Source organism: Flavobacterium jejuense, from assembly GCF_006491595.2.
Lineage (GTDB): Bacteria > Bacteroidota > Bacteroidia > Flavobacteriales > Flavobacteriaceae > Flavobacterium > Flavobacterium jejuense.
Window position 1 is genome coordinate 373569 of sequence record NZ_VEVQ02000002.1, and the last position, 14456, is coordinate 388024.

General features: G+C 31.4%; 15 protein-coding genes. 3 read left to right on the forward strand and 12 right to left on the reverse strand.

What is annotated here, in order from left to right:
- Window positions 1–6 precede the first annotated feature (6 nt).
- From msrB to FIA58_RS04395, 3 genes are all read right to left on the reverse strand, one after another.
- Window positions 7–474 carry a peptide-methionine (R)-S-oxide reductase MsrB gene (gene msrB, locus FIA58_RS04385; protein ID WP_140960449.1) on the reverse strand — a complete coding sequence of 156 codons (468 nt, stop codon included), beginning with the start codon at window positions 472–474 and terminating at the stop codon, window positions 7–9.
- Between the two features lie 27 nt (window positions 475–501).
- Complete coding sequence (locus FIA58_RS04390) at window positions 502–960, reverse strand: YHS domain-containing (seleno)protein (protein WP_140960451.1); 459 nt, start codon at window positions 958–960, stop codon at window positions 502–504.
- A 165-nt stretch (window positions 961–1125) separates the two neighbouring features.
- Window positions 1126–1569, reverse strand: a complete 444-nt coding sequence (locus FIA58_RS04395) for a DUF4268 domain-containing protein (protein ID WP_140960453.1) — start codon at window positions 1567–1569, stop codon at window positions 1126–1128.
- A 74-nt stretch (window positions 1570–1643) separates the two neighbouring features.
- Here FIA58_RS04395 and FIA58_RS04400 point away from each other — a divergent pair, with 74 nt between their 5' ends.
- The 3 genes from FIA58_RS04400 (at window position 1644) to FIA58_RS04410 (ending at window position 4046) form a co-directional block, all read left to right on the forward strand.
- Complete coding sequence (locus FIA58_RS04400; RefSeq protein ID WP_140960455.1) at window positions 1644–2291, forward strand: NUDIX hydrolase; 648 nt, start codon at window positions 1644–1646, stop codon at window positions 2289–2291.
- Between the two features lie 91 nt (window positions 2292–2382).
- Window positions 2383–3186: a lysophospholipid acyltransferase family protein gene (locus FIA58_RS04405; RefSeq protein WP_140960458.1), complete on the forward strand. Its 804-nt coding sequence runs from the start codon at window positions 2383–2385 to the stop codon at window positions 3184–3186.
- Window positions 3187–3449: 263 nt separating this feature from the next.
- Complete coding sequence (locus FIA58_RS04410; protein WP_140960460.1) at window positions 3450–4046, forward strand: class I SAM-dependent methyltransferase; 597 nt, start codon at window positions 3450–3452, stop codon at window positions 4044–4046.
- A gap of 44 nt (window positions 4047–4090) precedes the next feature.
- On the opposite strand, the gene FIA58_RS04415 is transcribed toward FIA58_RS04410, so the two are convergent.
- The 9 genes from FIA58_RS04415 to FIA58_RS04455 form a co-directional block, all read right to left on the reverse strand.
- Window positions 4091–4726: a hypothetical protein gene (locus FIA58_RS04415; RefSeq protein WP_140960462.1), complete on the reverse strand. Its 636-nt coding sequence runs from the start codon at window positions 4724–4726 to the stop codon at window positions 4091–4093.
- Between the two features lie 21 nt (window positions 4727–4747).
- Entirely contained in the window at window positions 4748–5968 is a 1221-nt protein-coding gene (locus tag FIA58_RS04420) for an eCIS core domain-containing protein (RefSeq protein WP_140960464.1), read from the reverse strand.
- A 60-nt stretch (window positions 5969–6028) separates the two neighbouring features.
- Window positions 6029–7138, reverse strand: coding sequence for a hypothetical protein (locus FIA58_RS04425; protein ID WP_140960466.1), 1110 nt, complete (start codon window positions 7136–7138; stop codon window positions 6029–6031).
- 104 nt (window positions 7139–7242) lie between these two features.
- Window positions 7243–9054 (reverse strand): eCIS core domain-containing protein, encoded by a 1812-nt coding sequence (locus FIA58_RS04430; RefSeq protein ID WP_140960468.1) that lies wholly within the window; start codon window positions 9052–9054, stop codon window positions 7243–7245.
- Between the two features lie 15 nt (window positions 9055–9069).
- Complete coding sequence (locus FIA58_RS04435) at window positions 9070–10383, reverse strand: hypothetical protein (protein ID WP_140960470.1); 1314 nt, start codon at window positions 10381–10383, stop codon at window positions 9070–9072.
- Between the two features lie 32 nt (window positions 10384–10415).
- Window positions 10416–11285, reverse strand: a complete 870-nt coding sequence (locus FIA58_RS04440; RefSeq protein WP_140960472.1) for a glycoside hydrolase family 25 protein — start codon at window positions 11283–11285, stop codon at window positions 10416–10418.
- 6 nt (window positions 11286–11291) lie between these two features.
- Window positions 11292–12644 carry an ATP-binding protein gene (locus tag FIA58_RS04445; protein WP_140960474.1) on the reverse strand — a complete coding sequence of 451 codons (1353 nt, stop codon included), beginning with the start codon at window positions 12642–12644 and terminating at the stop codon, window positions 11292–11294.
- Window positions 12634–13551, reverse strand: coding sequence for a hypothetical protein (locus FIA58_RS04450; RefSeq protein WP_140960476.1), 918 nt, complete (start codon window positions 13549–13551; stop codon window positions 12634–12636). The genes FIA58_RS04445 and FIA58_RS04450 overlap by 11 nt, the downstream gene beginning before the upstream one ends.
- Before the next feature lie 94 nt (window positions 13552–13645).
- Window positions 13646–14455 carry a hypothetical protein gene (locus tag FIA58_RS04455; protein ID WP_140960478.1) on the reverse strand — a complete coding sequence of 270 codons (810 nt, stop codon included), beginning with the start codon at window positions 14453–14455 and terminating at the stop codon, window positions 13646–13648.
- Between the last annotated feature and the right edge of the window lies 1 nt (window position 14456).

Sequence of the window (14456 nt, forward strand, 5' to 3'; positions counted from 1 at the left end):
AGAGTATTATTTAGTAGGAATAAATTTTATAGAAACAGAATTAGTACAATAGCGTTGTCCAGTAGTTTCTTTTGGTCCATCGTCAAAAACATGCCCTAAGTGACCACCACATTTTGCACACATTACTTCAGTTCGTATCATTCCAAAACTAGAATCTTTCTCATAAATAACGGATCCTTCGATGGCTTGGTCAAATGAAGGCCAACCACAATGTGATTCAAACTTTGTATCTGATGTAAATAAGACATTTTCACAAGCTGCACAAACATACTTTCCTTTTTCAAAGTGATCCCAATATTCACCTGTATAAGCACGTTCAGTTCCTTTGTTTCTTAAAACTTCATATTGTTGATTTGAAAGTTTTGCTTTCCATTCAGCATCTGTTTTTTTAATTTCTGGTTCCATGACTTTTTTGGTTTGAGATAAGAGCAATTGCGTTGTAAACAAAAGTAATAAAATTAATAACTTTTTCATATTCTTATTTTTTGAGTTTTTTATATCCTATTTTTTAGTAATTGTCTTCCAGTTTTTATCCGCATTGATTAATAAAGTAGTTTCTTCCTTATTCCATAATTTTAAAGTGTTAGTTAAAAATTTATTATAAAAAAGATATAATTTATTATCAATAATTTTAAATGTTTTAGGGTCTATTTCTATTTTTTCTCCAGTTTTACCAATGGCATAAGCGCACCAACCTCCATATTGGGGTTTGTATAAAGTACTATTTTTAGTAAAAATATCTTTATGATTTTGGCTTGAAAAATAATAAGTAATTCCATTATCTACTACAACAAAGTTTTTATTTCCTTTTACAGCAGTATTGTCTTTAAAATAAGCAACAACATCATATCCTTCAACAGCAATTTTAGTTTTATCTACATTTAAATTTTTAGTATCATTCTGAGCTAGTATTTGAAAACTAGAGGTAATTACCAACATTAAAAAGAGTACTTTTTTCATAGCTATAAAAATTATTTGTTTTTAAGTCATATATAGTAATATCTTTTTATTTATTACAAATTTCTTGTAAGTGAAAATCTTACTAATGACTAATTTATTAAATTCTTTACAAATATATTTCTAATACGCTAGTTGTAATGTCAGCTAGATAACATAAAGCAATTTTTAGGTATTTATTTCTAAGTCTTTCAGATAGTCTTCATACTCATAGAAAAAGCGTTCAAAGGCATCCATCTTCTCATAAAAGAAATCAAAAGTTTCTGGCCAAGTACTTTTATTATTAGTACTAACACCTTTCTTTTCAACCCATATGCGACTTACTTCTTTACCATTATCTAAATAAAAATGACGTTCAAAAATAGCATCTTCAATAAAATCATCTATGAGTATTGCTTTTAATGATTCTACTTTTTCATAATAAATAATACGTTTTTCATCATCTTTTGGTTCAATTTCGAGTAAGACTTGTGCTTTTTTATTATCAATATAAAATTTAAAACTAAAGTCTTTTATTTTAGTATTGTACAAAAGCCACTTTCTAGGATATGCTTCAGCAAAAGCTGTCCAAAATGCTTTTTTTATATGTAATGCTTCTTCTTTACTGTACATTCTTTATTAAAAATTTTATTAAAATTGAAAAAATTAAAGTAACTTTATAAGTTCTACAAAAACAAAAAAATGATATGTTATTTAAGGATTTTATAAAATATGTTCCAAAAATAGAAAAAGAAAAGTTGCTAGCAGCAGATGCTCATGCAAAAATGGCTCCATTAGAACGTATTTCTTTTTTAAAAGAAATGAATTATGAAAATAGAAACCCAAGAGAGGCTGCAGTTTTAATGTTGTTTTATCCAAAGAATGAAGTTGCGCACTTAGCATTAATTGTGAGAAACACTTATCCTGGTGTACATTCTTCACAAATAGGTTTTCCAGGAGGGAAAGTAGAAATTGAAGACAAAGATTTAGAACAGACCGCTTTAAGAGAAACACATGAGGAAGTAGGAATTCCACCTCATAAAATACAAATTATAAAACCTTTTAGTAAAGTATACATTCCGCCAAGTAATTTTTTAGTTTCCCCATTTATGGGAATTTCACATGAAGAATTATCATTTATACCAGACTTTGATGAAGTGAAAAGTGTACTGGAATTTCCGCTTTTTTCATTTTTAGATGAAAAATCAATAACAAATGTAAAAATGACTACCTCATATGCTACTGATATAGAAGTGCCAGCATTTATGGTTGAAAAATATATTGTTTGGGGAGCTACAGCAATGATGATGAGTGAGTTAAAAGAAGCACTTAAAAACGCAATGGGTCATAAATAGTCTTTTATTAAGTTTTATTAAATTTTTAACATAAAAAAGATAGGTTTTACTACATTTGTAGCCCTATTTTTATTTTAAATCTACAAGACATATGGGATTGTTAAAGAGAAATCCTTTTGGACATATATTATTTTTGAAAAAATGGTTAATTCGAATAGCTGGAAGTTTTACACATAAACGCTATAGAGGATTTAACAGTCTTCAAATTGAAGGTTCTGAAATCATACGATCTTTACCAGATACTAATGTGCTATTTATTTCCAATCATCAAACCTATTTTGCTGATGTTGTTTCCATGTTTCATGTCTTCAATGCTTCTTTAAAAGGAAGAGAAGATACTATTAAGAATGTAGGGTATCTCTGGAATCCTAAATTAAATATGTATTATGTAGCAGCTAAAGAAACTATGCAAGCAGGCTTATTGCCAAAAATATTAGCGTATGCAGGAGCCATTACAGTTGAACGAACTTGGAGAGCTGAAGGAAAAGATGTAAAAAGAGAAGTTAACCCAAATGACACCGAAAATATTAAAATTGCCCTAGAAGATGGTTGGGTAGTAACTTTTCCACAAGGTACCACACGTTCTTTCAAACCTGTTAGAAAAGGAACTGCACATATTATTTTACAGCACAAACCCATAGTAGTTCCCATTGTTATTGACGGTTTTAGAAGATCATTCGATAGAAAAGGACTTCGTATAAAAAAGAAAGGAATTCTGCAGTCATTTGTAATTAAGCCACCATTAGAAATTGATTATGAAAATGATACAGTAGAAAGCGTAGTTGAAAAAATTGAATATGCAATAGAGCAACATCCTTCTTTCTTAAAAGTAATTCCAGCAGAAGAACTGGAAGAACAAGCTAAATTAGATCAAGAAAGAATGTGGAAGTATTAATTTCAAAGTTTAAAACGGAATTATTATTATTTTTAGGAGCACAACCCAAGTATTTCAGTTGTAAATCTCACCTGCTATTTGTTCTATCTTTTCTTTTTTTGTCACTTTGAGCGGAGTCCAAAAGAAAAAAGAAAAGGATGCCACTACTATCAGGGCTAAAATAGACGTTATTAATTTTAAACACCAATTCAATAGAAATTAAATAGCATACAATTCTAATGATTTTTTAGCATTCATGAATTTTTAAATAAGTAACTTTACTTATGCTCGACAAGTTATATATACAAAAGTTCCACGAAGACAAGATAGAACAATACGGCTCAGAAAGTGCCCAAAGTTTAGCTTGGTTTTCAGAAAAAGACCAATTGAAAAGGTTTGAGATTTTAGCTCAAATAGGAAATTTGAATACTAAATCTATTTTAGACATTGGTTGTGGAAATGGAGATTTGTGTTATTATCTATCCCAACATTTTACCAATTTTTCCTATCATGGTATCGATATGATTGCTACTTTTTTAGACAATGCTATTGAAAAAAACAAAGACATTCCTAATGCTACATTTTATTTAGGCGATTTCATGCAAGGGAATTTACCAATAACAGATTATATTCTTGTTTCTTGTTCCCTAAATTATAAGAATAGCGACTCTGATTTTATTTTTAAAGCCATAACTCATTTGTATGCCCATTGTAATATAGCTTTAGGCTTTAATTTATTAAGCAAAACTCTAAATCCTAATGGTATTTTGATGGCTTATTATCCAAAAACGATTACCGATTTTTGTAAAACGCTTTCCAATACTGTAGTTGTAAAGGGAAATTATGTTGAAGGTGATTTTAGAGTGATGATGTATAGGTAGTTTTTGTAAATTAAAGTTAATTGATTTTATATGATTTTTTTAAACTATTCAGCTAAAAGTGCTTCATATAAATTATCTAGTTGTTCATCTGAGAATTCAAACTCTCTTTTTTCCAGATAATTATCGAAATCTTCTTGACTCCCTTTATATGTTGTGGTAGCTTGTACCATTGCTTTTTCATAATCATCCATACTTGTGTCAATAGAAGCAACTTTTTTTTGTCTTTTTTCAGCAGCGGCAGCACTTTTTTCTTTACCGCGGGCATCACCTCTCATTCTACTTGCTGAAAACATTGTGGGATCGTCATGTGCTTTCATTGTATCTCGTTTCGCCTTATTAATTACCATAGCATTTCTCCCTTGATGATCAGTTCCTCCTCCTCTTCCTGTTCCTTTTTTAGTATGTGGTTTTGCTTTTGGTAATTGATCTACTAAACTTGCCCCTTTTCCCATAGCTTTAGCTAATTCCTTATTTGCTTGAGAAGAGCCTCTGCTCATTTGAATCGGTTCGGAATGATTTTTTACAGTACTATTTGTGTCTTGTAGTTTCATTTGAGTAAGAGTTTCTGGTCTGTTATCCACTAATTGTAGTGTAGATTTACCGTCTCTATGTTTTTGATAAACTGAATTAGGTACTGATTGATTTTTATTTTCTTTTTTTTGTTCAGCTTGTGTTTTCATGATTTTCTTTTTTTAATCAATTTATATTCGAGTGGGGCTTACTCCACGTTTACTTCTATTGGGTTCCCATTTAGCATTAATTTTTTGCTTTTTCTTTGGGTTATATTTTGAATGTTGAGTTTTAAGTTTTTCTCTTTTTTTATGTCCTGAAAATGCTTCTGAATATTTTCTCTTTACATTACTGTTTTTAGCAAAGGGTGGTTGTGCACCAGAATTTAAAGTAAATTCTATTGCTCTGTCCTGCATTTCTTTTATAGTTTTTCCTTCTTTAACATGTTTTGCTCTAGCTCTATCCCATCCAGTATGCCCAATCCATCTTGGGTTTCCTTTTTTTGTTTTCTTAGTTGTGTATACTACTTTGTCTGGGCTCGTGGGATGAACAAATTCATAATGTTTTTTTCCAGTACCTGATACATTATGTCCCATTTCATGAGTTGGATGTCTAGTTGCGTGTGATACCCTTAAAAACTCTCTCATTACTGATTCGTTTGATAATCGAGATCTAGCTTGAGAAAAAGTGACATCACAACTTATCATTTCATCCATACCAGAAGCAGCTCTTCGAAATATATTTTTAAATTTTTTCTTGTCATTTTTTTTCACCGCATCAACCAAACTATTTTCAGTTTTCTTATTTAGTTTTTGTCTTTGAATTACTGAATTTGATAAACTAACTTTTATATTACCTAGACTTTTCAGTTTTTTCAATTGCAAAGGAGACCTAATCATACTTAAATTTGAAAGTCCGTTAATTGTTATTTGTAATGCTTTCGCACCCATAACATCTGCCTCTTTTTCTAATCCCGTATCATCATTCACATTCACTTTACCTTTCATTTGCATTGTTGGTTTTACTCTTCCTTGCTTTTGTTGTACTACATGCCATGCTTCATGGGGTAAATGTTTTTCTTGTCCAGAAGCTAGGTGTATTTCTGAACCTTGTGCATAAGCATGCGCATTAAGTTGAGCAGGTTTATCGGAATTGTAATGTACTTTGACATCGTCCATAGCATGACCAGAAAGGTTTTCTATTCCTGATTTTAAGTTATCGGGTAAACCTGTGTTGTTTGTTTTTTTTTGGATTGATTTAAAAGTAGATTCCTGACCAATAGCTTTTTTATGAAGCTTTTTTTGTACAGTATGAGATTCTCTGTTATCTTTTAACTGGACGGCGTTAGTAGCGACATTAGCTGCACTAGTTTGTGTTTTGTTTTGAGATAATTTTTCCTGATGCTGTGCCATTTTTTTTTGTTTTTAGGAATCTACTTTTAAATTTATTTTACTCAGTTTGTCAAGCTTAGATTAACTTTTCTTGTAATTTTTCACTACCACATCATATAGAGGTGTAGGAATTAATTTATTTACAGTAAGTGGTACATTCTTGCCACCATCCCAATGTGTAAAATCTTCTGGGACAAAGTTAATTGTACACATTATGTCATTGCCTTGAGTATTTGCACCATGCGAACCTTCAGTAGTTCCTGGAATCCAGACTTTGTCAGCAAATTGAAAGAAGCAGACACCCAATAATTTAGTTGGGTTTTTAGCAGCATACTCAATGCTACCTGCCAATTGTCCGTCTACAACTTGTTGATAATTAGGTTTTAATCTGTCGAATCCGATTTCAGTAAATATAATTGGCTTTTGATATTTTTCGTACGCTATATCAACATAACCTTTTCTGGATGATTCGGCATTTTCAAATAGATATTCACGTTCATTATAAGTTTGAGGAGCGAGGAATAAGCGCTTGTTTAAGTTTTTAGTTGTTTTTTTGTCCAAGACGGCAAATAAAGGATCCCAAAAACCAAAGCAAGGAAACTTAGCCCCATATTTTGCAAAATCAACCGGATGTCCAATTAATACTTCCCTGTAGTTTGCATATTTTGCTGCCTCAATATCTGCCCATGATGTTGTAAAATCAATACAATTTTGAGCATTATAATTATTTCTTTCAGGTTCGTTTCCAATAACAATCCCCACAACAGCACTATGATAATCTGTTTTTTCTCTGTTAGAAAAAGAATCTATTAATTTAGGAATCTGCACATTTCTATCCTTTAACCCTTGATCTGGCCTCACAAAATAACAAGAAACAGATACCAGAACCTTTATATTAAATGAATTGCAGTAATCCAGAAACTTTAAATGATTATTTCGGGGTTCCCAATCGTACAATCTAATAAGGGTAACCCCCATATTAGCCAATGTTTGAATATCATTTCTAGCCTTATTAGGACCTGTCAAATTGCAGGAACTTCCGCTTTTCGAAGTATATTCTTTTCCCCATGCAGGAGCCATACAATCATAAGATACATCACTTCCAAAGAAGATTAATGTAGTATTCGCAATTGATGGATTATACCCATGTGGATAGGGGGCATAACAAATTCCGTTAAAATTTTTGTTCATAATGGTTGTTTTTTAATGGTTAATGAATAAATTATTTTTATTTGTTTAATAGCATTAATTTTCAAGAATTTTTCCTGTAGAGGATATGCGTCTTAGGATTATCTTTATTTATTAGTTTGGTTAGATTGGTACATGTATGCTGCTGCACTAATTGCCAGAAGCGAACCACCTATCAATGCTTTTTTACGTGTTGGTTTAAGATAAGATGCATAATAGTGCACTTTTGCTAGCGTTATCGTTCTTTGTATATTATTTTGTAAAGTATTAATGTCAGTTTGAAGTTGATGTGCTAAGGGTACAATAGACAAATCAGTATTATTAATACGAGTATTTAAAGGTGCAAAATATGTAGGTCCAATATAAGTCCTCAAATAAGGAGGCACTGTTGGCACCATTGCATAAATATGATCTAATTGTGCCGACATATTAATGCGGTTAGCTGTTGCGCGTGCTGAATCTATTGTGGCATGGTATTTTCGTTTAGGCATATTGTGCTCAAGTCTCACAGGATTTTCTTCTTGAGTAATGTTCTTGTACTCTTCAGGATTAGACCATTTTCCTTGTTCATCATCACGACCATGAAGTGGATTTTGAGCAGGAACACCATACCATGCGTTTTGTTTTGTTTTACCTCGCAAGTTGTGTCTTGCATGTCCTAATTCATGTGCTAATGTTATAAAATTTGGAGCAAAAATAGGCTCACCATGGGTTCCACTTTCATATTCTCCCATTGTGGCAGGTGGATTAGTATTATGAATTTGAACAAATGAACCAGTTCCTACACCATTTTCCGCATCTTGATTATCATGTCGGATATTTCCAATAGAAGATGCCCAAGAACCAGTATCATGTTGTCCAGCTTTTCCTGCCAGCGTATAATTAGCAAGGTGATTGTCAGAAATAATAATATTATGGTCAGCGGTTAGCTGTGGTTTATTCATTTCTTTCAACATACCTCTGCCGTGATTTCCTCTCAGCATGTGGAGATATCCAGACATTGCTTGACTTCTAAATGCAACGCTGCCCTCAACCTTCATATTACCCGAATCTGTGCGTAGCGAATGCCATAAACTCTGGGTTTGTCTTTGTTTTTTAGGACTAAGATTTGTATTACCTAACCACATATCATGACCGTGGGCAGCCAATCTTCCGCTGAGCGCAAGATGCAACGTTTCGGTTTGCCTTAAAACATTAAATAATTCCGAACGTTCAGTATTAGATATAGTAGTAGCATTTGCAGTTAAAAATGTATTTATTCTAGTTTCAAGATCATGAATCATTTTAAACTGTGCGTGCAATGCTACTTTAGTGTTTCGGTGTTTTTTATCATAAGTATTGAGTTCATTGATTTTTGTTCTTATAAATTTCTTTGTTCCATTAGGTAAATTCCTTCTGTTAAAGGCGATTACACGCTGAATTGCTGGATTCTTAATAAAAGGAGTTGTTTTTATAGGAATAATTTCTTTTTTCTGTACTAGCGCTTTTGCACCCATCACATCCGCTTCTTTTTCTAAACCATCATCATCATTAATATTCACTTTTCCTTTCATCTGCAAAGTAGGTTTTACTCTTCCTTGTTTTTGTTGTACTATATGCCAAGCTTCATGAGGTAAATGTTTTTCTTGTCCAGAAGCGATATGAATATCGGTTCCTTGTGCATAAGCATGCGCATTGAGCTGTGCAGGTTTATCGGAATTGTAATGTACTTTAACATCGTCCATAGCATGACCTGAAAGGTTTTCTATTCCTGATTTTAAATTGTCAGGTAAGCCTGTGTTGTTTGCTTTTTTTTGTATAATAGATGATGGTCGATTGTCTTGTAATTCTACTGCTTTCTTTTGAATAGTTTTGTTAGCAAAGGAGGAAGCAACAGATTTTGATTCTAATTCGTTTTTTTTTTTATAATCGTATTCCATAGTTTTTTTACTGTTTTACAAATTGGATCTGACTTCTTGTAATGCTGTTTCTAATTTTTCTATTTCTTTTTTAGAAATATTACTTCCTGTATGTAAGGGTTGAAAATTAGCTTCACCTTGTGTTTGTTTACCACCATTTTTCTTGTATAGAATCCATGCAATTCGTATCCATTGGTAAGCATGTTTTTGAACTCTGTTAGTTACAGACCATTTTACATCTAATCTAGAATATTTAGTTTTATTATTTCCTACTGCTGTTGCCAAAGTTCTAATATTGGATTCAAATGGTATCATTTGTGTATTGGCATCTCTTGTACCTGCAACAAGATTCGTAGAGTCTGTGGCTCCTCCAATACCAGCTCCTCTTATGTGTAACCATTCCCAGCGTTGGCTCAATACTCCTGGGATTTCTGCCAACCAAGCATAACCTGTTGCATTAGTATTATTCATATTAGCATACTGTCCAAATCCTCTATCTTTACCCACTGGTGTATTGGTAAATGATTTGTCTTGTGGAGTATCTATTGAAGACAAACCACTATCTATATTTGCTAGTAATTGAGCCTTATTTAGTATTGAATTTGTTGCATAATGTTGCCCCATGATTTGTAGCGAACCTGCTTTTTCTTTAGCTACTTTTGGTGTGCTTTTGAAAACATTTTGATTATTTGTATTTCCATCTATAGTAATATTTTCTACAAAATGGTTATCTAATACTTTTCCGTTTGGAACATCATGGCTTGTTTTTGCAACAAATGCTGTATCTATTCCATGTGCTCTTCCTTTGGCACCAAATCCACCACTATGAGTAGGGAAATAAAATCTTAAATTTCTAATGATTGAATTAATTTTTTTCCGTTCAGTAGATAAATTTTCAGTATTTGAAGTGTCGATTGTGTCTAATTCATCATTGTACTCATTAATTAAAGCAATATCATCATCATCATCTAATTGTTTTGAAATAGTTACTATATACTCTTTGTACTTAATTATATCTTTTTCTATTTCATTTTTTCTATTTATATCGCTAAACCAGTTATCTTTAAGTGCGTTTATTTCGGATTTCCTAATTTTTTGTGGTTTTCTTTTTGTGGTTTTCTTTTTTGCTTTACTAATAGTTGTCTTTTGGATTGAATAAGGTTTCTTTTTTTTGGGAATAAAGTTGTTAGTTCTTTTAGCCAATTGAAATACATTTGTGTTTAATTCTTTCTTTTGAATTGTTTTTGTATCTCTATTATCACTTAGTATTTTTCCTTCTCTCCCAACAGCATTAGCTACTGCTTGAATTGTACTTATTCTATTCTGTTGTGTCTCTTTCTGCTCGTTCATAGTAAGGTGTATTAAAAGTAACCGAGTGTTCTTTATTTTTTAACAATGGTATTCCTTATAAATTTTCTTAATTCTAATCGGTTACCATTAAAAATATCAAAATCGAAGTTGCTATCTTGAAAAGAATAACTGTCAGAACGTTGCCAGATCATCCATCTATCATCCCAAGCAATCGGGATATTAGAGGTAGTAAGATCATTTGTATAAGCAGCAAGCCATAAATGATATTTTGCAAAAGTACTAGTGTTTAAGAATCGATCTCCAGTAGATTTGTTGGTATAAATCATAGGAATACGACCTGTTATTTTTTCTACTTCTTGTAAAAAAAGCAGTATGTTATTTTGAGCCATTTTTAAATCTCCACAGTTAGTATCCATACTGCTATTTTCTATGTCCATTACTGGAGGTAAATGCCCAATATTTAAAAAATTATTTTCCATGATAATTTTTGAAAAATGTTGCGCTTGTTCAATAGGATCAAACTCACAGAGATAAAAATGATAAGCACCTCTTACAATGTGTTTTTGTTTTAGTATTGTGCTGTTCTCTTTGTATTTGGGATCGATATAACTCACTCCTTCTGTAGCTTTACAAATGACAAAATAAAGAGAGTCTTTTCTTTTATTTAATGTGCTTATAAGATCACCTTGATAATGTGAAATATCTAACCCATAGGTAATAGAGTCTTTTAGTAATAATTTTCTAACTAAATTTATTGGTCCTTTTTTTAGTGAATCTTTTGGTATTGAATGATTAGCATCGTCTTTACTGTTTTGTTTTGTGATCTCTTTTACTGGAATTTCTGTATTTAATTCCGATTTTAAAAAGGGTTTTATTTTTTCGGTGTAAGCCCATTCTACTAAAAACCATAAAGCAAGTGCTAATACTAAATTTTTTAACATAGTTAATTATTTTAAAAGTATGGTTTTGTTCTCTTTATTAAATTCTCGTTTTATACCTTTCAATAATTCGTTTTTCAATACAACAGAATCATTTCTACCAATAGCCGCTAAAGCACAATATCGTAATACGTTAATAATAGCACCTCCTGCCAACTCATAGTCTTCCGCAATTTGATATAAATCAATTTCTTCTGATAAGGAACAAATACCTGAAAAAGCATTTTGCCATAATTGATAACGTTCTTCAATTGAAGGCATATTAAAGTGAATAATAGCCTGAAATCTTCTAGTAAAAGCTTCATCCATATTAGCTCTTAAATTAGATGCTAGAATAACAACACCTGGAAAATCTTCAATGAGTTGTAAAAGATGAGCAGTTTGTTGGTTCGCATGTCTGTCATTTGAAGAATTAGCAGCTGTTCGTTTGCCAAATAAAGCATCAGCCTCATCAAAAAATAAAATCCATTCTTTATCTTTAGCAATATCAAATACTTTAGATAGGTTTTTTTCAGTTTCTCCAATATATTTTGAAACAATCATTGATAAATCAATACGATACACCTCTTTATTAGTTGCTTTTCCTAATAAAGTTGCAGTTAACGATTTACCTGTACCAGGCGGACCATAAAATAAGGCACGATATCCTGGTTTTATTTTGTTATTTAAACCCCATTCATTTAAGAGAGTAGTTCCGTGTTCTAGCCAAACAAGTATTTCGTTAACCTGTTCCATTACGATAGGATCTAGAACAACGTCTTCCCAGTTTAAAGGGCTAGTTATTTTTTGTGCAGGAAAAGAGGCACTTTGTGCTACACTAATTTTTTCATGGGTTATAAAATAATGAAACCAATTAGGATGTAAACTAATAACACCATTTAACTTAGGTATAAAGTCTTCTGTATCTGCTAATTGTAATACATCTTCTTTGATGAGTATGTTTTCTTTACTAACTATTTTGTGTACTTCATTTCTTAATTCTTTATGAGTAGCAGTTATAAGGAAAGCTAAAGTTTGACCTGTTGGAATAAAGCCACTATGGTTTTTATCAATAACACCTCCAAATTCTGTAAAACCTCTATCATAGATTCCATTTTTTCCAAAGAAAATATCTAATAATTCTGGTCTGAGATGAGGTGCTAAACAAAGTGCCATAGCTAAACGTTCATACATATTTAGACTCCATTCGTTTACCAATGTTGCATATGAACCATTTTCCATTGATAAATCTGGTAATGGAATATCATGCCAATCCTTTTCATGCCCTTCTTGTAATAGATAGCTACTAATAACTTGCTGTATTACTTTATCAAGCCAATCCAGTTCTTCATGAAGAATTGTTATGTTCGTTTTAGATTTCATAGTTGACAAAAAGTTTTTCAATATCATCTAGAGAAGTATCAACCCATTTAAAATAAAGCAGTGCTGTATTAGGATTAAGTTGATTACCAGGTAAAAGGTCTAGAATACTTATTTGAGCATTATTCAAATTGTCTATATCATGTTCATGATTAGCATTCAGGTTGTACTTGTAAAAATCTTTCCCCCATCTATTCAGTAGAGTGCGCTGGTAAATAAGTTCATCTATAAATACTTGTAAGGTTTCATTTTGTTCCACTAATTTTTTTGCTTTAAAAAAACTAGGTTTTCTTTCCGATTGTCTATTGTAATATTCAATATCTTTTGACTGAATTGTTTTTGAAGAGGAATGTCCAAAAATATCTACTAAGCCAAAGTTTTCTGTATCTACAGCAATTTCTAATTCTCCATTTTTTGAACTAGAAATAGCTAATGTCCAATCTGAAGTACTAGCTGTTTCTGTAATTAAATAAAGCTCTCTGAAGGAAAAATAGGTTTGTGTGAGTTTGATTATTAACTCATTTTTTAGTTCACTCCAATTCTTTATTTTAACAGCTTCAGGCTCATTGCTTGTAAAAAAGAAACTTCCACAGGATTCAAAAGCTAAAATTTGTTTGCTAAATTCAAATACTCCGTCAATGGCATTATTCCCTGTTCCTCTTCCAGAATATGGTTTGGTAACACCATCACTAAACTTCCAAGAATCTATATTTAATTTGACATTGTGATCAAAATCTATAGTCTTAGTATCTACAATGTTAGCACTAAAAATATTGCCAAGAATAATCATTTCACCATTAATAATATGGAAAAAGTCTCCAGGGAATAATGTTTTGTTTAACGGTTTTGAAGGAATATAATTAGTTCTTGTATAGAATGTTCTATAAAATTTCTTGTAAATACTATTCATGTTTTTCTTTTTTAAGGAAATTTCTTGTTTTTACTCACAGTTCTTAAAGTATACTTAAAAACTGTGAGTATAGACTAAAATGGTTAGTAACCTCTTATGATGCCAATGCAGCAGCATTTGCAGCAGCTAAACCAGCTTGCAATGATTTTAAATTAACTTGTGCCTTATTTAAATCGGCTGTTTTTAAATTCAACTGGTTTAAGGTTTCATTATAAGCATTTTGTATTTTATTAAATTCTAAAACGGTAGTATTATAAGCATCATTTAATAAAGTATTTAAAGATAAATGAGTACTGTTAGTTTTTTTATCGTTAGTTAGTTTATTATATAATTTGATAGCTTGTAAACTTTCTAAAGCAGCTGTGTTTTGAACTTCCTTATTTGTTGATTGTGCTGTAAATGCTGCATTTAGAGCTACTAGAGATAATGCAACGGCATTGTTTGCATTAGTTCCAGCTGCTGTTATCATAGTTATTAATTGATCAGAAATAAGTGGGTTTTGTGCTTTTTTCCTAACAATTAAATTAGCCAACTTATTTATCATCTCAGCTGTATAAATCAGTTTATTAGTAACATTTGTTGTTTTTTTAGCTACTTTTTCAGTTTTTCCATTGGCTTTTACCACTTCTCTTAAAGCAACTGCAGAATTATCTCTTAAGTTCAAAGCATTTTTTATAACGCTGTTTATTAAGGTAAGATTATTTTGTGCTTGTGTTTTATTAGCATCAGCTTGTGTTAAAAAGCCTTGGTAAGTACTTAATTTATTTGTGAGAGAACTTACTATCGCTTGTAATTGAGATACTTCATCTGTTGCATTTAAAACCTGAATAGTTAATGAGTCTAAGGTTCTTTTTTTACTTTCGGTAACGCCATACTTTGATGGATTCAGTGTTATTGTTGTCATA